This window comes from Psychrobacter sp. Arc9 (genome assembly GCF_041431295.1).
Classification (GTDB): Bacteria; Pseudomonadota; Gammaproteobacteria; order Pseudomonadales; family Moraxellaceae; genus Psychrobacter.
Window position 1 is genome coordinate 127,500 of the sequence record NZ_JASMRK010000005.1, and the last position, 21,400, is coordinate 148,899.

Consider the following 21,400-nt stretch of genomic DNA (forward strand, 5'->3'; position numbering starts at 1 on the left):
AAATGAGCACTACTAAAAGATTAATAAACACGGCTCCCACATCTGCTGCACTATTCTTTAACTTGTTTGACTTTATGTTTTTCCATCTTATAGAGAGGATATTTTTATGAAGAAGTTATTAACCACGACAGTGATGGCCGCTTCGTTGTCAGCACTGACTTTAACTGGTTGTACCAGCACTACCAATTCTGGCGCAGTTGGTGTTGATCGTCAGCAGTTGCTATTAGTGTCTAGTGAGCAAGTATTGGCATTATCTGCCCAAAGCTATGCCAAAACAATACAAGACGCAAAATCAAAAGGTGTGTTAGATACCAATACCGCTCAGCTAAACCGCTTAAAAAATATTGCCAACCGACTAGTTGGTCAAGTTGGCGTCTACCGCGCAGATGCAGCCAAGTGGCAATGGGAAGTACACACTATCAAGTCTAACGATTTAAATGCATTTGTGGTGCCGGGTGGTAAGATTATGTTTTATTCAGGCATCATCGACCGTTTGAACCTTACTGATGATGAGATTGCTGCCATCATGGGTCATGAAATCTCTCATGCACTACGTGAGCATTCACGCGAGCGTCTATCACGCGAGTATGCAACCCAAACTGGTATTGGTCTGGCTGCTAGTATATTTGGCTTATCACAAGGACAGGCTGAGTTAGCTGGTACTGCGGGTAATTTAGGCTTGAGCCTACCCCACAGCCGCACTCAAGAAAGTGAAGCTGATCAGATCGGTCTTGAGCTGATGGCACGTGCAGGTTATAACCCTCAGGCGGCTGTTACGCTTTGGCAAAAAATGCAAAAAGCAAGCCAAGGTGAGCCACCACAATTCCTCAGCACTCACCCAACGAGCAGCAGCCGTATCGCAGAGTTACAGTCATTGATGCCAAAAGTTACGCCTCTATATCAACAGTCGCGCCGCTAATAAGTAGATAATTAGCTACTCCTACGCTTTAGCAGTGCGCATTTAGATATCATAGAAGCAAAGTACAGCCAAAGCGTTGTGCTTTGCTTTTTTAGTTATAGCCAGACATTACAGGCTTTATAATTGGCAAGCATTGCAGTTGATAAGCATTGCAGTTGATAAGCATTGTAGTTGATAAGCATTGTAATCGGCAGGGTTTGCAATTGGTCCATTTGGCAATCGCACGCTATCCCACTTACTGTGTCTGTTATAATGCCGATAAATATTATTTGCAGATTGCTCAATCAAATTGCGCAAAATACATTGAAGGATTGTTATGAGTACCACACCTACTGCCGACGCACTTCATGCCGAATTACAGGCGCTAGAGCCGCAGCATATCGAACTGATAAATGAGTCGATGTCGCATGCTGGTTACTTTGAAGGTAAAGAAAGCCACTTTAAGCTCACTATCGTTAGCGATGCATTTGACGGCAAACGACTGGTCGGGCGTCATCAGCTGATATATGGCCTAGTCGCGCCTTTGCTCACTTCACAAGGCGGCCAAGTACATGCCCTCGCCATCCATGCCTATACTCCGACAGAATGGCAAGGTCAAAGCCCTGCGAGTCCATTATGTGCTGGTCAAAACAAATAGACGATTATGTTTGACTCGCAACTAACTATTCTAAATTAGCCTATATACTGCAGTTTTAGAGGGAGCAATATTCAATGAAACATCTACATATGCTGATGGCAGCGCTGACTGTTGCGCTATTTTTATATCAAAGTTACTTAGTACTCAGCGCAGACCGCCGCGCACCACGAGCAGTCAAAATAGCCACACATATCATATATGCCCTGCTTATCCTATCAGGGGCAATGATGCTAATGCAATTGATGGGTGCCAACGCTCCTGTACAGTGGGTATTTGCCAAAATTATCTTACTGATCGCTGCTATTAGCTCAAGTATTAAAGCGTTTAAGGTTGATGCGACACCTGTACAAAGAAAAACAGGTATCCTTATTGCTGCCGTTGCTTATATCGGGATCGTAATACTTGCCTTTGCCAAACCAGCAAACTTATTTTAATAAGCGATTTTCTGTTTTAATAAGCAACCGTTTTAGAAAGCTGTCGATATGTTGATGATACGATGCGAAAATTTTTCATCATCGATGGATTTTCAATATCTTAATTGCGCTATTTTTGCTATCTTAAATAGATATAAATACAATCACTTAGCCTACTGGAGCCATTATGAAAACGTTTACGACAGCGACACTACTAGCTGGCATTTTTGCGCTCTCAGGCTGTGCCTCTACTGGTAACATTACCCCGCAATATGTACCGCCAAGTACTTATCAAAATTATAATTGCCAAGCACTTAGCCAAGAGTACATTCGCGTCAACCGCTATGTCGAAGCGGCTCGCAATGAGCAATCGACCCTATCGGCATCAGGCGTCGGTGTTGGCGTCTCTGCAGGACGCTGGGGTATCTCGCCGAATATCAGCTTTGGTCTAGGCAAAAGTAACAATACCAAAGCACGCGATGCAAAATTATCGCGTCTCTACGGTGAGCGTGATGCAATTGTCCAGTCGGCGCGCATTCAGCGTTGTAGCTTTGCCAATGGCATCAAGATTTATGGTGAGTAAAATTAAGCAAATGCAAAGCTATCTAAACGACTAAGATAGTGCCTGATACCGTAAAATAGTGTATGACACCATAAAATAGTACATGAAATAGAAAAAAAGCCAATATGCAGATCACATATTGGCTTTTTTATAATAGCTACGGTTTTTTGTAAGAAAACATGAGCGCTTAGATAGCTTGGAGAAAAAGTAATCTAGCCTGACTAATACTACGACTGTAAGCTTTGCACCCATTGGATGATTTGATGACTTGGTAACGCGCCTGATTGTCGCGCGACTTCTTTACCATTTCTAAAAGCAACCATCGTTGGCAAGCTGCGAATATTGTAAGGAGCGGCTGCCTGCTCGTATTTATCCGTTTGTACCTTAGCGAAGACTACTTGCGGTAATTGGCTAGCAGCGCTCTTGAACTCTGGCGCCATCATGATACAAGGCTGACACCAACTAGCCCAAAAATCCACGATAGTCAGCACATCATTTTTTTGAATAACCTTATTGGCTGTTTGCGCATTTAGCTCATGCGGACTAGCAGTCAATAATGGCTGACCACATTTACCGCATTTTGGCGCAGCGCTTAATCGTGCAGCAGGCACACGGTTGGTTGCTTGGCAATGTGGGCATACTAGATGAAAACTTTGCTCACTCATTATTTAATTCCTATTCTAATTATTTTGTTATTTCAAATACTGTTCATGAACCATTTTATATAAAAGCTAGTTACGTTGCTTGCTGTAGTTATAGCTGTAGTCGTTGCGTTGATTGATTACATAAATAATTTTAGCATAGTTAATTGGGCTTATCCTTTATGCCAGTTGCTGTGCCACACCGCTATACACATAGCTCATTGGTCGTGGACCAGGCAAATACGCTTCGCTCAACTCATCAATGACAAACCCACCTTCTCTGATAAGCGCCGGAATATCGCGATCTAAATGACACCCACCTGCTATAGGCTTCCAAAAAGGTGTCAATCGATGCTGCCAACGCTCAACAGAAAAATCTGGTGCCAGTCCGTGCTCACAAAATAGTAAGCGACCGCTAGGTTTTAGCACGCGCGCCATTTCTCGAAGCGCCGCCACTGGATCATCAATGCTACACAAGGTAAAAGTCATCACAATCGTATCAAATTGATCCGTATCAGCATGGATACCTTTTACATCGACGGCTATCACTTCAACCGGAATGCCAATGTCAGCTGCACGTTCACGAGCCAGCGACTGCATTTGAGCCGCTGGATCCACACCGATAATAGAAGAGACTTTATTAGCATCATAAAACTGCAAATTCAGACCGCTACCAATGCCAATCTCCAACACCTTACCGAGCGCTTGCGGAACAATTTTGGAACGTGCTTTCATGACATTGCCCGTACTACAGGCAATATCTATCATCTTTGGCAACACATAGCGCTCGTAAGGGTTCATTGCTCTCTCCAGTTATTGCATTATTTAATTTATCCACCAAGGACATTGATCGGAACTTTTAGATAGCGTGTACCATTATCTTCTGTTTCTGGAAAGCGTCCGGCATCGATATTGATTTGTACAGCAGGAATGATAAGGCGAGGCATATCTAAAGTCGCATCACGGCGCTCACGCATCTGCACAAACTCCGCTTCGTTTATACTGTCTTTGACATGGATGTTTTCTAGTTTTTGTGCGGCTACTGTCGTCGTTGGGCAGTGCTGACGACCTTTGCTCGGATAATCATGACACAGATACATGATGGTATCTTCAGGAAGTGCTAGCAGCTTCTGAATAGACTGATAAAGCGTTTTGGCATCGCCACCAGGGAAATCACAGCGCGCTGTACCGACATCAGGCGCAAACAACGTATCTCCAACGAATACCACTGTTTTTTCATCATCAGCGGCTAGATAGGCCATATCGGCACATGTATGACCAGGTACATACATCGCAGTGATAGTAATATTGCCAAGCTCTAAGGTCTCGCCTTCATCTGTTAAAATATCAAACTGGCTGGCATCAGTGCGGAAACTAGTGTCAAAATTAAAAATTTGCTTAAAGATTTTTTGTACTTCGGTGATATGCTGACCGATGACTAATTGTCCGCCAAGGCTTTCTTTTACATGGATGGCCGCTGATAAATGATCTGCATGCGCATGGGTCTCGATAATATACTTGAGCGTCCAATCCTGCTCACGTACAAACTCAATCACTTCATCGACACTGCTGGTATTGGTTCGGCCTGACTTAGCATCAAAGTTCAATACAGGATCGACAATGGCGCATAATTTTTGCTCAGTATCAGCAAGTACGTGGGTATAGGTTTCTGTATCGTTATCTAAAAAAGAATGAACTTGCATGGCGGCCTCTTCAATTATTTATACATAAGTTATTTATACATATTTTGGTTATAGGAATTTTTATCTTTAATTAACCCTTAAGTATGATATTCAGTCGTATATAATGCGTTCCTACGACTTATCTGATGCCACCAATATAACAACCACCATACAATTTATCAATTTATATAATGTAATTAATGATAACTTGCTATATGGCGTGATATCATTGATAATCAACTATATATTGTTCAAAACATCATGGTATCTGTTACCCTCTAATGTAAGGAATTTGTTCTGACTACTTCTATTTCAGCCGAAGGTACACCTACTCGCAGTACTACTGACGATGGGTCATCTGATACTGCAGATTTAGTACCTGCCGATCTTGCCAAGCAAATGCAGCAAGCATCGCTACAAGCCAGCCAACTACTAAAGTCGCTATCGCACCCTGATCGCCTACTTCTTCTCTGTCAATTGACCCAAGGTGAATATTGCGTCGGTGAGCTGGAGGATTTGGTCGGGGTTGGACAGCCGAGCTTATCGCAGCAATTGGGTATATTGCGCAAAGACGAGCTGGTCGCCACACGCCGCGAAGGTAAGCAAATTTACTATAGTATCGCAAGCGAGGATGCGCTAGCTGTACTCGATCTGCTGTATCAACGTTTTTGTGCCAAAGCAGAATAACGCCGCCCTCGCCTAATTATTTGTACTATCTACTGTGGTGATTGATATGTCCTCTATCGTCGCTCGTCTGATTCCAGCTTGGCTGCGTCAATACCAGCTCTCAGCGTTGCCGACTGATCTCGTCGCAGGCATAGTGGTGGGCGTGTTGGTCATACCGCAGAGCCTAGGTTACGCGGTGCTTGCAGGACTGCCGCCTGTCTATGGCCTATATGCAGCGATCGTACCTGTCCTCGTTTATGCGTGGCTCGGCTCTAGCAACGTGCAAGCCGTAGGTCCCGTTGCCATTACCGCCATCATGACAGCCAGTGGCCTACTGCCTTATGCTGAGCAAGGCACTGAACAGTATGCACTGATGGCCAGCCTATTGGCACTAATGGTAGGTGCACTGCTATGGATTGCAGGACGGTTAAAACTTGGCTGGATCATGCAGTTTATCAGTCGCGGTGTGTCCGCAGGGTTTGTAAGCGGTGCAGCGGTTCTTATATTTGTCAGTCAGCTCAAATATCTGACAGACATTCCGGTCACTGGCAATAGTTTGATTGGGTATCTATCTACCATGCAACGCTATGCCAGCCAGCTGCATCCATTGACCTTAGCTATCGGTATTACCGCATTTGCGCTATTGGTTGCCAATCGCTATGCAAGTGAATGGATATGGCAGACGTGGCTATCATCGTCGTATGCCAAATGGGCAGAGCGCTTATTCCCGCTTATTTTACTTGGCATCGCCATCGTACTCAGTATGGCACTGCATTGGAGCACATATGGTGTCGCGACCATCGGTCGTATTCCACAGGGGCTGCCGAGCTTTACGTTACCGCATATCTCAGACTTACAAGAAGCACTCAAACTCTTGCCCACAGCAGGATTGATGGCACTGATCGTATTTGTGTCGAGCAGTTCAGTTGCCAGTACCTATGCGCGCTTGCGTGGTGAGAGTTTTGATGCCAATCGTGAACTGACTGGGCTGGGTCTGGCCAACCTGTCTGGTGGACTGTTCCAAAGTTTTGCGGTTGCTGGTGGTTTTTCGCGTACGGCTATCAATGCCGACTCCGGCGCGAAGACACCACTTGCCAGTCTCGTCACCGTACTGGTAATGATTGCCGCGCTTATAGCCTTTAGCAATGTACTTGCCCCACTACCCTATGCACTACTGGGCGCAACTATCATGGCCTCTATCATTGGCCTGATAGATATTGCGACGTTGAAATCTGCATGGCAGCGTGATCGCTTAGATGGTGCTAGCTTTTTGGCCGCGTTCGTCGGTGTTCTGATATTTGGGCTAAACACGGGACTGGTCATTGGTCTAATGGTGTCATTCGCCAGTCTCATCTGGCAGTCGAGTAAGCCGCACGTGGCTATCGTTGGACAATTGGGCGGTACAGGACATTTTCGTAATATCAATCGCCATGACGTCGTAACTTTTAGCAATTTATTGATGTTGCGTATCGATGAGAGTTTGTTCTTTGGTAATAGTGAATCTGTACATCGACGCATCCTCAATGCCATGCAGCAATATCCCGATGCCAATGAAATCGTATTGATTATGGCCGCCGTCAACCATATAGATTTGACCGCTCAAGAAATGCTTTGTACCTTGAACCACGAATTGGCGTTACAGAATAAGCGCTTACATTTCAGCTTTATCAAAGGTCCTGTAATGGACATCATCGGTCACACCCCATTGATTAGCGAGCTATCAGGACAAGTCTATCTAAGCACCTTAGATGCTGTCGATGCGTTAAAGTAATCTATATTTTGACCACAACAAAGTTGCTGATACATTAATTTCGCTCAACCTCAATTACTATTGTCGCCTACAACACAATATCGCTATGATAGCGCCTGTGTTATGCTAGACGCACTAAATAAGTAATCAATTAACCTAGAAATCGGCCTAAAAAATGCTGATTTATAGTCTTTTGATATTCTTAGCCTAACCTTCAATAATAAATATACCTTAACAAATATAACTGAATCTATTTTATGACCGATGATTTAACGATTTATAAGCAAATATATCCAAGTCAATGCGTTAAGATTGCTGAGCTTGGTTATCGTTCAGTGCTTAATATTCGGCCAGATGCCGAGATTGAGACACAGCCTAATAGCTGCGATTTGGCAACGGCTACCGAACAGGCAAACCTAGCGTATCAGCATCTGCCGTTTGATGATGAGCGCTTAAGTATGCTGACGGTCGAGCAGTTTGCCGATTTCTATCACTCCATGCCCAAGCCTATATTAATGTTTTGTGGCACTGGTGCACGTGCCAAGCTACTATACCAAAGCGCATTGATGCAAGGTCTGTTATAACGATAACCGTCGCTCGAACTAACACGTTTTATAAACCCAACAACACCAATAAAAACAAGGAGCTCTTATGAGCCATGAAGTTAGCTTTACCGGACAAATCACGCCTGACCAAGTGCCTATGATTGCCGAAAATGGTTTCAAAACCATTATTAACAACCGTCCTGATGGTGAAGAGCCAAATCAGCCAACCAGTGCCGAAATCGAAGCAGCCGCCAAAGAAGCTGGTCTTGCTTATAAAGAGATTTCTTTTGCAGGTAATGAGCTAAATCAAACTCACGTTGAAACGTTTGCAGATTTCTTTAATCAAGCTGAGCAGCCAATGCTGATTTTTTGCCGCACGGGTAACCGCTCAAACGGTATCTATGAAGCAGCCAAGCAAATGGATTTACTAGACGACTAGTGCAGCATAAGTAGACTAGAAAGTTAGCGTATTTAGCCCACAGAATCTTGTGGGCTTTTTACTGTGCGTATCATTATGCTCAAAGTGTCATTAGCCACAAACAACTCAATCACTACCTAGTCACTGCCTAATCATTTCCCGATAGCTTCCAACAACCTCGACCAACCTCAATAGTCACGACAAGTGGGTTACTATACGAGCGTAATACCGCTATTATCATTTGATAGGCTTGATCTAGCTTAGTGGTTAAGACACCTCATTAGCTAGACGATTAAATACCTAAACACATGGATTGTGAGCAGCTGCCTGATGACAAGGTTGCCCCGCTGCTATTTACTTTCAAAAAGCCATCTTGATATGGCATTTTAGTTTTACAAGGAATGTTTGATGAATAATACCGCGCTAGCATTACTGCCACTAGCCCTTGCCTACATTATGTTCACTCTAGGAGCAGGGCTAAAACTGAGTGATTTTAAGGTCATTGCCAAATATCCGAAAGCGTTCTTTGTTGGCTTAATCAATCAAGTTGTGTTGGTACCGTTGGTTGCGCTAGCAGTCGTGTTAGTGACGGCTCCGCCACCAGCGATTGCTTTTGGGATTATGCTGATTAGTTTTTGTCCCGGTGGCGTCACTAGCAACATGTTGACCTACTATGCCAAAGGAAATGTCGCGCTCTCTATCGCGTTGACCGGTGTGGTCAGCATATTGTCGGTGATTACATTGCCCATTTTAATTACGTTGGCTTTTGATCATTTTATGAAAGATCAGGCGAACTCTATTAGCGCGATAAAGATTGGCTTAGTCATGTTCTTATTGACCACATTGCCAGTATCTCTTGGTATGCTTGCTCGCCACAAATTTACTGACTTTATGGTACGTCGTAGCAGCCTTCTAAACGGCTTGGCCAGCGTGTTTTTTGTACTAATTGTCTTTGCTGCTATTGCCTCTAACTGGCAACTACTACAATCACAGTTCACTCAAATTGGTTTAGAGCTGGTCTTTATCATTGCTATTTTATTTGCTATTAGCATCTTAATCTCTAGAGTCCTAAAGCTCAGCTGGTTTGATACCAAAACCATCTCAATAGAAACCAGTATCCAAAATAGTACGACGGCTATTACCTTAGCCCCTATCATCATGGGTGTGAGCACACTGCCAGTTATAGCACTGCCTGCTGCTTTGTACGGTGTGCTGATGTATGTCGTTGCGCTGCCTGTTATTTTCCTAATTAAAAACAAGAACTGATTGTAGTAAGTACGAGAAATAAAAAGCGCCCTTCTCAATAAGTGCTCGTCTAAATAAGCGCCCTTCCAAACATTGGAGGGGCGCTTTTTTTGTAATATGATTTAAATGATAAAAATATAGCTCGGGTTATAGACTGGTCAATACTCAAGATTGAGTACATAATAAAATGCTACTGTTATCGCTTAATAGGACTCTATGATGGAAAAACCGCTATTAATTATTGGGAATAAAAACTACTCATCTTGGTCGCTACGAGCGTGGCTATTGCTCAAAGCATTCAATGTTGATTTTGATGAGCAACTTATTGAGTTGTTTCATCCATCAGCACGTTCAACGCTCGAAGCACATTCGCCAACGGGTAAAGTACCTATTTTAGTCTATGGTGAAAAAGATAATAAAGTAACCGTTTGGGACACCTTAGCGATTGCGATGCATGTCAATGAGTACTTTACGGATATTGATATTTGGACAGGTATTGATAAATCTAACGCTGAAAAACGAAATAATAATCAAAGTAGAATAAATAGTGCCTATTGCCAAAGCATCGTGGCTGAGATGCATTCGGGATTGACAGGCATTCGTAATGAGATGCCGATGAATATACGAGCAACGGCTAAGATACAACCAAGTAGTGCTTGTTTGGCTGATATCGCTCGTATCGAAAACATCTACGCCGATTGTTTAAAAGGTCGCTCAGCAGACAGTTTCTTATTCGGAGATTTCACAGCATCCGATGTGTTTTTTGCTCCAGTGGTGCTGCGATTACAGACTTATGCTGATGCGTCTGATATTGCTTTGCAGCCACTGACCAAGCAGTATTGCCAAACTATGCTAAATCATCCACACATACAGGCGTGGCAACAATCAGCACTGACAGAAACTCGAATTATTGAAGAAGATGAAGCAGGAGAAATACTGTCTGTCGTTGGCGTATTGGCGAATAACCATTCATTTTAGGCATAAATAGTATCTTGCATAAAAAAACCACTTCAGCTTAGCTAAAGTGGTTTTTTCTTTCATGAGAAATAAAGCCTACAGGTACTACTGTTTTTGGTCTAACGCTTCTTTCACTGCTTTTTTACCCCATGCGCTCAAATCGAGATCCAACTTTTCATACTCTTGTGCATCAAATAAAGGCTCTTTAACCCCTGATCTTAACTGACTTGCAAAGTCGTCAAGTAGACGCTTAGCTCGCGGAAATAACATTATCAAGGCCAATAAGTTTGCTAGCGCTAGCACGCCCATCAACGGATCAGCGAAGAAGAACACTGCGGTTGCTGCAGGAGCCACTGCGCCCAAGAATAATACCGCAATCACCACAACTCGCAAAACTAGAGTCGCCATTTTGATATTCTTTTTGATCAAGAAATTAATGGCATTTTCACCCATATAATAGTTATACATAATAGAGCTTAGGGCAAATAGCAATATCGATATGGTGAGAATATACTGTGCCCAATCCCCAAGTTGGGTCGTTAGCGCCTGCTGTGCCAATACAATACCATCGACTTCAGCACCTGGTTGATACACGCCGCTCAGTAAAATCATAAATGCGGTGGCACTACATACGATTATCGTATCAATAAACACAGACAGTGACTGCGAGATACCTTGACTAACAGGATGAGTGGCGTAAGCGGTGGCGGCAATATTAGGCGCAGAACCTAGACCCGCTTCATTAGAGAATAAACCACGCTTCATACCTTGCTCAATTGCCACACCAATACCACCGCCCACGACAGACTCAATGCCAAAAGCATTTTTGACAATCATTACCATCAGTGCAGGCAGTTCTGTAAAGTTAAACGCAATAATAATAAGTGCCATACTGATATAGATTAATGCCATAACAGGAATGACAACGTCAGCTACTTTTGCAATGCGCTGAATACCGCCAAAGACAATAAATCCACCTGCAATCACCAGAACCAGACCCGTTATCCAGCGGTCAATCCCAAAGCTTTCAAGCGCTGAGCCTGCTACCGTGTTGCCCTGAAACGCCACAAACCCGATAGAAAAAGACAGTAGTAGCGAGATCGCATAAATGACAGCGAGCCAGCGATAGTCTTTACCTAACCCATGTAAAATATAGGTCGCAGGGCCACCGCGAAAGTTACCATCATTGTCTCTACGCTTGTAAAGCTGGGCTAAGCTACACTCGACAATGCTGGTCATCATGCCAATTAAGGCCACAACCCACATCCAGAATACCGCTCCCGGTCCTCCTAAAGAGATGGCAACAGCAACACCAGCAATGTTACCGCCGCCCACACGTCCACCGATAGAAACGAGCAACGCCTGACGGGCAGAGATTCCGTCGTCTCCTACTTCATCCGTTTTGAACACACGGAACATACGTTTAAAATATTTAAACTGAGCGAACCTACCTACGATGGTAAATAATAAACCAAAGATAATTAGCATAGGCACGAGCGCCCAGCCCCACGTTAGATCCCCGACTAGGGCAAAAAAAGCTTCAATGTATTCCATGCCTATTTTCCTTATAGTTCATGACGCTATGATAGGTTTTATTGCATACATTATTGCATCAACAACACGAGTTTGTAATGCAAATGTCGAATTTGTAACGTAAATACTGATATTTTCTGAGTGAAATCGCGTTATTTGTTTACTTAAGAGTCCATTTTCTAATTATCAGGATTTTTCTATATAGACGTATTTATGCGATAGCACAAAAAAACCACCTCAACCGAGGTGGCCTTTTATACTGAAACTAAACCGAATAACTTACTGCATGACCAAGTATTCAAACGCTGACAGTGCCGCTTTACTACCTTCACCCATCGCAATGTTAATCTGCTTAAATGGCACGGTGGTTACGTCACCACAAGCGAAGATACCTTTACGATCTGTACGGCAGCGCTCATCGATTTCGATCTCACCAAAGCGGTTTAGATCAACGAAGCCTTTGATGAATCCAGTGTTTGGTACTAAACCAATCTGTACAAACACCCCTGATAAATCACGCTCATGAGTCTCACCCGTGCTGCGATCTTGATAGACGATAGACGATACTTTGCCATCAGTCGCTTTGATCTCTTGTGTCGCTGCACCGGTAATGAACTCAATGTTGGTCTTCTCTTTCGCTTTGTTGATCAGTACTTGGTCAGCTTTCAATTCATCAGCGAACTCAAGTACAGTAACGTGATTGACGATACCTGCCAAATCTAGTGCTGCTTCAACACCTGAGTTACCGCCGCCGATTACTGAGATATCTTTACCCTTGAAGAATGGGCCATCACAATGCGCACAGAAAGCCACACCTTTACCGATATTCTCTTCTTCGCCCGGTACACCAAGCTTTCTCCACTGAGCACCTGTCGCTAAGATAATACTACGAGTATTAAATGTCTCACCAGTGTTTAGGTGAATACTGTAGTTCTCTTCTTCAGTCTCGCCAATTTCTTTAACGCTCACATGCTCTTTTAATGTGATGTTGTATTCAGCCAAGTGCTTAACGAAATTGGTCGATAAATCTGTACCATTGGTTAGCGGTACTGAAATCAAGTTCTCGATATCTTGCGTGTCTTTTACCTGTCCACCGATACGATCAGCAACCATCGTAACTTTTAAGCCTTTACGCGCTGTATAAATAGCAGCAGCCACACCTGCAGGGCCAGCACCGATGATAGTGACGTCTTGCTGCTCTAATTGCTCAGCATCATCTTCTACTTCTGACAATAGATCAGGGAACTGCTCTTGCAACTTCCCGATCAATTTAGCAGTATCGATTAGGCCGTTAGCAAATGGCTTACCGTTTAAAAATACAGCTGGTACACCTTGGATTTTGTTCGCTTCTACTTGCTCTTGGAACAATGCACCATCGATCATTTCATTGCTGATACCATCATTTAATAGCGCAAACTGGTTCAATGCTTGAACGACTTCTGGGCAGCTATGGCATGACAATGACACGTAGGTTTGGAACTGTAATGGCTTATTAAAGCGCTTAACTAGCTTTTGGATACCTTCATCTAACTTTAGCGTATGACCACCGGCTTGCAAAATCGCCAAAATCAATGACGTAAACTCATGACCACCTGGGATACCGCTGAATACGATACCAGTATCGTTTGATTCGCCATCAATGTGACTGACTACTTTAAAACTAATCGCACTAGGCAAACTATCGTCAGTTGCTTCTGCATCAAAGTTGATTTTGTCTGTTGTTCCAGCAATCTTGGTCAAAAAATCTACCAATTCTGCACGTTTTGTATGCGTACCATTACCCAATACAAAGGTAATTGGACGTGTCATGTTTTCGCTATAGCTCTTAACGGCATCTAATAAATTCTGATCTATCATGTTTGTTCCTCATTATGACTGAATATGTAACGGCAGCTGTCATGCCACACGTCTAAATATGAAATAGTTGGTGTTAATAATTTTGTATAAAAGATTATATATAGTGGGCTCATGCCCTTTGATGTGTCTATTATCAAGCGTTTAACGAGTTTCGGCAAGCTGAGAAACTCAAACTTTATGTTTTATAAAACCAATCGTTTATTGCTTTAAATAATTAAATATAAATACATAAACAAATGATAGTGATGGTGCATATTCTATTTTTTCGCTACAATCGAATGGTATGGATAGCAATATGTATTATCAATATCGTGAAATAACTATCTTTATTACCATTAAACTTTCACCCCTTCCAAACAAAGTCTCACCATCATAAGCGTCTTAACCATAACGTGCTTACGCTTATTCTAAGCTTGCACTAAATAACAAGGATGACAACATGACAATGACAGACACATGGCAAGATCACAGTGATATTATCGATGAGCTCAAGCAAAAGGACACGCATTTTGCGAGTATCTTTGACGAGCATACAACTCTAGATAGGCAAATTAATAAGCTTGAAAACGATGTGGTCAAGCATGCCAGTCGCGACGAAGAAATCGAACAGATGAAACGACGAAAGCTACAACTCAAAGACGAGATTTATAAAACTATTGATAAAAATAAAGCACAGTCTCGCGCTTGATATTGCGTCTATACTTAGAGATATGCTGAAAAAATAATACTAACAATACCTATGCTTAAGACGTAAAAAGACCCCATCAACTTATGTTAATGGGGTCTTTATTTGCAGCACTGACTTAAATCAGAGATTTAAGGTACAGCACTACTTTTATCTAAATATGAAATATCTACTTAGATTTTACCAACTAGGTCAAGACTTGGCTTCAATGTGTCGCCGCCTTGTTCCCAAGCTGCTGGGCAAACTTCACCGTCGTTTTCACGAACATACTGTGCTGCTTTTACTTTACGTAGCATGTCTTTTGCACTACGGCCGATACCGCCAGCATGGATTTCAGCGACTTGGATCAAGCCATCAGGATCTACTAAGAATGTACCGCGCTCAGCCAAACCTGCTTCTTCAATCATGACATTGAAGCCACGAGTGATTTTACCAGTAGGATCGCCGATCATTGGGTATTGTACTTTACCGATAGCTTCTGAAGAATCATGCCATGCTTTATGCGTGAAATGCGTGTCAGTAGATACTGAGTATACTTCAACACCAAGGCCTTGTAGCTCGTCATAATGAGCAGCCATGTCTTCTAGCTCAGTTGGGCAAACAAACGTGAAATCGGCTGGGTAAAATAGGAAAATCGCCCAGTTGCCTTTTACGTCTTCTGAAGTGATGGTTTTGAACTCACCGTTTACGTATGCATCTGCTGAAAATTCTGGGATTTCTTGATTGATGATAGACGCCATGGTTGGCTCCTCTATAGTTAAGTAAATTGGAAATTAATTATGTGGTTTTTTCAATTAGCCCTCTAGCTCTCTGGGCTACCTGACAAACTATACGCGAATTCTATGGTTAATCCAGTTAAAAGTTTTTAATGTGATGTTTTGTTTTATTAAACTTGTTAAACTATTATCTCTACATTTTATCATTGGTGCTTAATTGGTAATTTGCTACCTTATAAAGGTTGACCAAACATAATAAATTGCATTAAAAACCCACTAACAGAGATGTTTTATGATTACTTTACGACAACTTGAGTTTGCCCTAGCCGTCGCCAAACATCGTCATTTTAAACGTGCGGCTGAAGATTGCAATATCTCGCAATCTGCACTAAGTTTGGGTATCGCAGAATTAGAAAAACAGCTAGATACTCAGATTTTTGAGCGCAACAATAAACAGGTATTGATTACCCCTATCGGTCAAGACATCCTCACACGGGCGCAGCGAGTGTTTTCTGAGGTCAGCGATTTGACCACGCGTGCTCATAGCCATCAGACGCCGCTTGCCTATCCCATGACTGTCGGTATCATTCCGACGATTGCGCCTTATTTGCTGCCAAAAGTACTGCCTGCGCTGCGTGCACAATATCCAGAGTTCCGTATGACCATCGTCGAACAACAGACAGAGCGTTTGCTTGAACAGGTACGCTACGGTCATATCGACACCGCTATTATTGCGCTACCTTATGCGGTAGATGGGCTACACAGTTTTGAGTTTTGGAGTGAAGACTTCTTTGCTGTATTTCCAAAAGATGACATACATGCCAAGCTTGAGACCATCAATGCTGACGAACTGGCAACTGCCAACCTCATGCTACTTGGTGAAGGACACTGCCTAACTGACCAAACCCTGTCTGTTTGTCATTTCGACCGCGCACAAATGAAATCAAGCTTCTCAGATGCCAGTTTAAACACTTTGATTCAAATGGCACTTGCCAATATGGGCACAACGCTAGTGCCTGAAATGGCGCTCGATCAGCTACACCTGCAAAACCAGAATGCCGTTGCCATACCATTGGCTGAAGACGGGCCGCATCGCCATATTGCCTTTGTCACCCGTCTGAACTATGCGCGTGTCGATGATGTTAGCTTGCTTGGTGAGGTGTTTAATAAAGCATTTAAAGACGCAGTGGCTAACAAAGAATAATCAAACCATTTTTACCACGGTCATAGTGAAAAAATGACATATGAAAACTGTCTCAAATAAGCATGATGAGCTTGGCAAGTGCTTTGCACAGCATTTGTCAACTATGACCAGTGATATCTCGCCAAAGCAAATAGATAGGCTTTGGCAAGATATCGTGACGCGCTATGGTGAACCACAACGTGCTTATCATACACTCAATCACATTGAGCAGTTATTGGTACAGTTTGAGAATATTAAGCACCATCTTGCTAAGCCACATATCATTGCATTGGCACTGTACTATCATGATGTGATTTACGACCCAACACGCTTCGACAATGAGCTAAAAAGTACAGAATTTGCGACAGATGCTTTGGGCCCTTATCTAAGCACAGAGCAATGCCAACACATTCACGTTCTCATTATGATGACGGCTAATCATCAGATAGATATGTTGGTAGACAGGGACAAATATAACGATGCGGCATATCTGTTAGATATGGATTTAAGTATGTTGGGTGCGCCTTGGTCTGCATATGAGCAGTATGCAAAGGCGATACGTCAAGAATATGCACACGTCGCCGATGACAGCTACCGTGATGGGCGTACTGCAGTGTTACAAGGGTTACTAGCGCATCCCAAACTCTATCTGACTGACCATTACTATGAGCAGTTAGAAACGCAAGCTCGAGATAATATTAAGCGCGAGCTTACTTTACTTGCAGCTTTATAAATAGCTCACTACCTTGCCGTGCTGGATGTGAATTATAGCTGGGCTGCATAATATCGATATCAAAATGACTTTGAAAACGCTGTTGGTACTCTTCCTTGCTGCCGCCGAATGGTGGCTCTTCCCGTCCAAAATCTGTGTCGAATAACAACCCAACTAATTTGCCTTGCGGCTTTAACAGCCTTGTCATCTGTTGCACATATTCATCACGGCGTGATGGATTAATCGCACAAAAAAACGTCTGCTCAAGTATCCAATCAAATTGATACTGCTCAGCTGACAAACTAAAAAAATCTGCACAGATCAGGCGCTCAGAGGGGAAGTTAGGATAACGCTCTGCAAATGTCTCAATCGGTGCAGGGGCAAAGTCAACTAACGTGACATTGGTAAAACCTTGCTCATATAGATAGCCCACTTCATAGGCATTGCCTGCACCTGGCACTAATATCGCTTGATCTTTCGCGCTCTCAGGTAACTGGTCAATATAAGCTTTGAGCGGTGGCGATACCTGTCCCATATCCCAACCGATGCTGTTCTTCTCATAACGCTGCTGCCAAAACTCCGCTTGGTTGACGTTTTCCATATGACATCCCTGTATATAAACCTATTGTTTAAACGAAACGATTTGTACCGTTATTCCTTATCATATCAGGCTTATTCAGACGTGTCCCTATTTTAAAAAATGATGATGAAAATAGGAGTTATTGCTCAGCATAATGAAAGTGACGCAGATGATATTGAGCTATTTACGAGGGCTAGTTAGATAGTTAGATGATACGTTTAATCCAGCTGCCCTGTCTTGCCCGCTAGGATATTATGCCATTGCAAATAATCTGGCATCGCTGTCGCAACCGTTTGCCAAAACGCTCGGCTATGGTTGGCATGATGCAAGTGGCACAGCTCATGAACGATTACGTATTCGGTGCATTCGATAGGATAGGCAGGAAGATAGACTGATAGCCAAATTCGTTTTGCGCGCGTGTTGCAGCTGCCCCAACGCGTGTGCATTTTTTTTAATCTTACTTCATTGGCATAAGTGCCAACGATTGGCTGCCACTTTTCAAATAGTGCAGGTGCGACTTCGGAGAGTTGTTGCCGATAGTAGGTGATTTTTTGATCGGGACTGAGCGTAAATGATTGCGCTGCACCCCATAATAAAACTGAATTATTAGCAGTTGAAAAGTTTGACGACGTATTCTGTCTACGTTTGTATTGCTCTAATACTTGCGGGTGATTTGCAATAGCCCAAGGCACCCGCTTAGCAACAGCATGCAACATTTGTGATGCGCTGACATGCATCGGTGCAGATACCATCAACGTATGGGGCTTTAAGCGAAAATTGATATTTTTAACACGCTTTTGACTGATATGTAGCTCGATGCCTGCTTGTGCAAGCTGATGTCTGACAGTATCTAAATTGGTGTCTAAGCTAATGCTCTACCTCCTTGGCTGACTATTACTGTCATTCTAGTGATAGTCATTATTAATCACCATGCCTGTTCGTCTGTCGCTCTTGTTGAACATCATGGGTCACAGTGCTTGCAAATGGTTGTCAAACGACATCATATGCAGTTGACTGTCTTTGATAATCCGCTCATGAGTTTCAACGTCGTTTACGTCCAACTTTACTTCAGGCAAAACATTTACCCTTAACGCTGTTAACTGACCTTGACCATCACTAACGATAAAACCTGTCGGCTCGGCATGTTTATCAATTTTACTCATTGAAGCACTAGAATTAGCTAACACCGAAGCCCCTGCACAATCTGGCAGACTTATATCATCAATCAGTTTGCGAGTACGCAAATCATAAATCGCCGCACAGCCACCTATCGGTGTAGTCACGCAAAGTAGGTTACGCTCACTATCCACTGCCACGCTAGCGATATATTGGTGAAAACGTTGCCATTGATTGTTTGGCATGGTCAGTGGGGTCAAGCTGGCATCACCACGTTTATGGGTCAATACCAATGGGACATTGATATGTTTTTCACCTTGGAACTGAATACCGATCATGACAGTGCCGTCATTGTGCATGGCTAAGTGGCGCACACTCATCTGATTGTGTTCGGGAGTCACTTGCTCAAGCAGGGTGCCATCATGACGATTCAGATAAACCAGTGAGGGTCGCATGGTATCTAGATTTAGCTCTTCGCGTGAGGCCTGCTCGGTTTTGATACCACCGTTTGCAATGACGAGCGTTTCGCTATCAGGATGCATAATCAGCTCATGCGGGCCTATACCATATGAGTCAAATTCTGCTACTTTTTGATAAGCATCATTGGCATCATAGATACCAATTTTACCTGCCAAACTCACTGTGTCGTTCTCGGTTACGTAGAGCAAGCTGCCATCTAAGCTATAGCAAGCATGACCATAAAAGTGACGGTTTACATCAGCTTTAATCGCATATTGAACTTGCCCATTTGATGTATTAAGCACCCAGAATTTTTCGCTTGGACGACGACCCATGACGACGACATCACGTTTTTGATCGACATTGCTATGCTGAGTTTGAGCTTCAGATACATTGACAGATACAGGCTGAACAACGATGTCATGGACGCGCTCAGGCATAGTCGTCTGCCAAACGATTTGTCTGTCAGCATCAATACCTATCACACCAAAGTCATGCTCATTTTGGCTTGATGAGGTCTGATCTTTTGGCATGGATGCGACGCCACTGACCCAGCTGACTGGGCGCGCCAGCATCGTTGTCGTATGCATGACAGCAAAGTCAGGCGTGTTACTTTTATCATCACCTACAGCATGATAAGCCTGCTTCCATGTTGCCGCTGCTTGCTCACAAGCATAGCGCAAGCGCGAAAGCTTCGGCGTTGAAACAGGTGCCGCATGTAATGCCTGCAACTGTGTACAAATACCATCTACATAATCTTGTAGACTGGCATCTGGATGCTGCTGCTTACGATAACAATGGTGAATACCGACCAATGCTGCCGTACCCACTGCTGTCAGCACTGAAGTCGTCAAAAGCTCATGAGCTGACGAAGTTGTCCCAGACCGATTAGACCTATTTAACTGGTCATGAGTCTGGGCTGCTGACACTGCTGTACTCGCTTCGATAGTAGACATTGTCTAATCGCCATCAGTGCTATTGAAGCCCACGCGAATACCAAGTGCTGGGATTAACTGGCGCTTAATCAGACGAGTGACATCAGTCAAATGATCGTATAACGCTTGTTGGTCGTCCTTACTAGCCTCTGATAAATCTTCTGGCATTTGTGCTAATAATGCGGTTGTATCAGCCAATGCAGTTGATAGATTATCCGAAACTTTGTTTTCGTCATTGCTGCCAAGAATAGCCGTCAATACAGGGTCAGTCATGGCTTTATTAATCGTATCTAACTTAGCATTGATGATAGCGCGGCTTTGACCAGCAGTAGCAGCAGGCAGATGACCTTTTGCCTTACCTGTCAGACCGAGTGGCTGATCAATGGCATTAGACTTCATGGTCTCAATCAATGACAGTAGAGAGTTAATCCACTGATTTAGACCTCTATCGCTCTCTGCTGTTTTGTCTATCGCCAATAAATCAGTCGCGTTTTGCTGCCAGTTTTTCTCGATGTCTTTTAGACGCGTACTCAACGCACTACTGGCGCTAATCACGTAAGCACACTGACCGGCGTCTAGACTTTCATTAGCAAACAAAGCTTCTTCTAACCCTGGCACACCCTGTACGATAGCGCTCTCGCCAGCAAGTTGTTCTGGCGTTAGTTTTGGATTGGCAGCGATTAAATCAGCCACGCCACTGTGTACGAGTCCGCGCTCGTCAGGATAGTAGTTGATGTATAGATTGCTCATACTAGCAGTCGCAGGACCAAAGTTGACCATCTCAGCACTTGACCATGCTTGTGCCAATACTAGCCACTGTGCACGTAATGCTTGTAGCTCATCCCCACTTACTGGCGCTTGGGTACAATGCTTCTGCGCCAACTCGTTCAACAGATCGCTTTGCTTGGCTGCATCAGCATACGCAGGAATCACGATATCGTCTGCCACATGCGTCAAGTACGTTTTTGCAGTCTCAGGGCTGATATCTACTGCAACGATTTGCTCAGTACTTTCTTTGCTGTTTTCTACTGAGCTGTCAGTAGCTGCACTGTCTTGCACAACTTTTTGGCTGTCTACATCTGCAGTTTTGTTGTCATCGGCAGGTTTGACACAACTGATCAGCAGTCCAGCACTCAATGCAGATAGCGCCATTGCCAAAGCGTGGTTTATTTTCATAGGTTTCTCGGTA

General features: G+C 43.5%; 23 protein-coding genes. 13 read left to right on the plus strand and 10 right to left on the minus strand.

The genetic code is table 11. From position 1 onward, the window contains the following. Positions 1-106 precede the first annotated feature (106 nt). The 4 genes from QO187_RS04550 (at position 107) to QO187_RS04565 (ending at position 2,552) form a co-directional block, all read left to right on the plus strand. Complete coding sequence (locus QO187_RS04550) at positions 107-919, plus strand: M48 family metallopeptidase (protein WP_057761502.1); 813 nt, start codon at positions 107-109, stop codon at positions 917-919. A 316-nt stretch (positions 920-1,235) separates the two neighbouring features. Then, positions 1,236-1,556, plus strand: coding sequence for a BolA family protein (locus QO187_RS04555; RefSeq protein WP_371547528.1), 321 nt, complete (start codon positions 1,236-1,238; stop codon positions 1,554-1,556). A 74-nt stretch (positions 1,557-1,630) separates the two neighbouring features. Beyond that, positions 1,631-1,990, plus strand: coding sequence for a SirB2 family protein (locus QO187_RS04560; RefSeq protein WP_057761505.1), 360 nt, complete (start codon positions 1,631-1,633; stop codon positions 1,988-1,990). Positions 1,991-2,156: 166 nt separating this feature from the next. Then, on the plus strand, positions 2,157-2,552 hold the full coding sequence (locus QO187_RS04565) for a hypothetical protein (protein WP_371547533.1): 396 nt from the start codon (positions 2,157-2,159) through the stop codon (positions 2,550-2,552). Between the two features lie 206 nt (positions 2,553-2,758). Here QO187_RS04565 and trxC read toward each other — a convergent pair whose 3' ends face one another. From trxC to QO187_RS04580, 3 genes are all read right to left on the minus strand, one after another. Continuing rightward, on the minus strand, positions 2,759-3,196 hold the full coding sequence (gene trxC, locus QO187_RS04570; protein ID WP_102091852.1) for a thioredoxin TrxC: 438 nt from the start codon (positions 3,194-3,196) through the stop codon (positions 2,759-2,761). Positions 3,197-3,352: 156 nt separating this feature from the next. After that, positions 3,353-3,973: a class I SAM-dependent methyltransferase gene (locus QO187_RS04575; protein WP_102094090.1), complete on the minus strand. Its 621-nt coding sequence runs from the start codon at positions 3,971-3,973 to the stop codon at positions 3,353-3,355. 29 nt (positions 3,974-4,002) lie between these two features. After that, positions 4,003-4,875 carry an MBL fold metallo-hydrolase gene (locus tag QO187_RS04580; protein ID WP_102094092.1) on the minus strand — a complete coding sequence of 291 codons (873 nt, stop codon included), beginning with the start codon at positions 4,873-4,875 and terminating at the stop codon, positions 4,003-4,005. A 378-nt stretch (positions 4,876-5,253) separates the two neighbouring features. Here QO187_RS04580 and QO187_RS04585 point away from each other — a divergent pair, with 378 nt between their 5' ends. From QO187_RS04585 to QO187_RS04610, 6 genes are all read left to right on the plus strand, one after another. Next, positions 5,254-5,541, plus strand: coding sequence for a helix-turn-helix transcriptional regulator (locus QO187_RS04585; RefSeq protein WP_057761516.1), 288 nt, complete (start codon positions 5,254-5,256; stop codon positions 5,539-5,541). 46 nt (positions 5,542-5,587) lie between these two features. Continuing rightward, positions 5,588-7,291, plus strand: coding sequence for a SulP family inorganic anion transporter (locus tag QO187_RS04590; protein WP_102094093.1), 1,704 nt, complete (start codon positions 5,588-5,590; stop codon positions 7,289-7,291). A gap of 236 nt (positions 7,292-7,527) precedes the next feature. Then, a complete protein-coding gene (locus QO187_RS04595) occupies positions 7,528-7,854 on the plus strand; it encodes a beta-lactamase hydrolase domain-containing protein (RefSeq protein WP_057761519.1) in 327 nt (108 codons plus the stop codon). 67 nt (positions 7,855-7,921) lie between these two features. Then, on the plus strand, positions 7,922-8,254 hold the full coding sequence (locus QO187_RS04600) for a TIGR01244 family sulfur transferase (RefSeq protein WP_057761521.1): 333 nt from the start codon (positions 7,922-7,924) through the stop codon (positions 8,252-8,254). 387 nt (positions 8,255-8,641) lie between these two features. Then, entirely contained in the window at positions 8,642-9,499 is an 858-nt protein-coding gene (locus QO187_RS04605) for a bile acid:sodium symporter family protein (protein ID WP_102078816.1), read from the plus strand. 198 nt (positions 9,500-9,697) lie between these two features. Continuing rightward, complete coding sequence (locus QO187_RS04610; protein WP_102094095.1) at positions 9,698-10,456, plus strand: glutathione S-transferase family protein; 759 nt, start codon at positions 9,698-9,700, stop codon at positions 10,454-10,456. A gap of 84 nt (positions 10,457-10,540) precedes the next feature. Here QO187_RS04610 and QO187_RS04615 read toward each other — a convergent pair whose 3' ends face one another. Together QO187_RS04615 and ahpF are read right to left on the minus strand one after the other, a co-directional pair. Continuing rightward, positions 10,541-11,989: a sodium:alanine symporter family protein gene (locus QO187_RS04615; protein ID WP_102094096.1), complete on the minus strand. Its 1,449-nt coding sequence runs from the start codon at positions 11,987-11,989 to the stop codon at positions 10,541-10,543. 258 nt (positions 11,990-12,247) lie between these two features. Next, on the minus strand, positions 12,248-13,825 hold the full coding sequence (gene ahpF / locus QO187_RS04620) for an alkyl hydroperoxide reductase subunit F (RefSeq protein ID WP_371547542.1): 1,578 nt from the start codon (positions 13,823-13,825) through the stop codon (positions 12,248-12,250). A gap of 439 nt (positions 13,826-14,264) precedes the next feature. Here ahpF and QO187_RS04625 point away from each other — a divergent pair, with 439 nt between their 5' ends. Continuing rightward, the gene (locus QO187_RS04625) at positions 14,265-14,513 is read left to right on the plus strand and encodes a YdcH family protein (RefSeq protein WP_057761532.1); all 249 of its coding nucleotides are present in this window, start codon (positions 14,265-14,267) and stop codon (positions 14,511-14,513) included. A gap of 170 nt (positions 14,514-14,683) precedes the next feature. Here QO187_RS04625 and ahpC read toward each other — a convergent pair whose 3' ends face one another. After that, positions 14,684-15,250: an alkyl hydroperoxide reductase subunit C gene (gene ahpC / locus QO187_RS04630; RefSeq protein ID WP_102094099.1), complete on the minus strand. Its 567-nt coding sequence runs from the start codon at positions 15,248-15,250 to the stop codon at positions 14,684-14,686. A 268-nt stretch (positions 15,251-15,518) separates the two neighbouring features. Here ahpC and QO187_RS04635 point away from each other — a divergent pair, with 268 nt between their 5' ends. After that, positions 15,519-16,430: a hydrogen peroxide-inducible genes activator gene (locus tag QO187_RS04635; RefSeq protein WP_101206008.1), complete on the plus strand. Its 912-nt coding sequence runs from the start codon at positions 15,519-15,521 to the stop codon at positions 16,428-16,430. Positions 16,431-16,470: 40 nt separating this feature from the next. Then, positions 16,471-17,142 carry a hypothetical protein gene (locus QO187_RS04640; RefSeq protein ID WP_102094101.1) on the plus strand — a complete coding sequence of 224 codons (672 nt, stop codon included), beginning with the start codon at positions 16,471-16,473 and terminating at the stop codon, positions 17,140-17,142. Here the strand turns inward: QO187_RS04640 and QO187_RS04645 are convergent. The 4 genes from QO187_RS04645 to QO187_RS04660 form a co-directional block, all read right to left on the minus strand. Further along, positions 17,120-17,722 (minus strand): methyltransferase domain-containing protein, encoded by a 603-nt coding sequence (locus tag QO187_RS04645; RefSeq protein ID WP_371547547.1) that lies wholly within the window; start codon positions 17,720-17,722, stop codon positions 17,120-17,122. The two genes, QO187_RS04640 and QO187_RS04645, sit on opposite strands and share 23 nt — an antisense overlap. 197 nt (positions 17,723-17,919) lie before the next feature. After that, positions 17,920-18,453 carry a M48 family metallopeptidase gene (locus QO187_RS04650; protein WP_371547600.1) on the minus strand — a complete coding sequence of 178 codons (534 nt, stop codon included), beginning with the start codon at positions 18,451-18,453 and terminating at the stop codon, positions 17,920-17,922. Positions 18,454-18,669: 216 nt separating this feature from the next. Then, positions 18,670-20,232: a DUF1513 domain-containing protein gene (locus QO187_RS04655; protein ID WP_371547550.1), complete on the minus strand. Its 1,563-nt coding sequence runs from the start codon at positions 20,230-20,232 to the stop codon at positions 18,670-18,672. Between the two features lie 3 nt (positions 20,233-20,235). Next, positions 20,236-21,387 carry an imelysin family protein gene (locus QO187_RS04660; RefSeq protein WP_371547553.1) on the minus strand — a complete coding sequence of 384 codons (1,152 nt, stop codon included), beginning with the start codon at positions 21,385-21,387 and terminating at the stop codon, positions 20,236-20,238. Between the last annotated feature and the right edge of the window lie 13 nt (positions 21,388-21,400).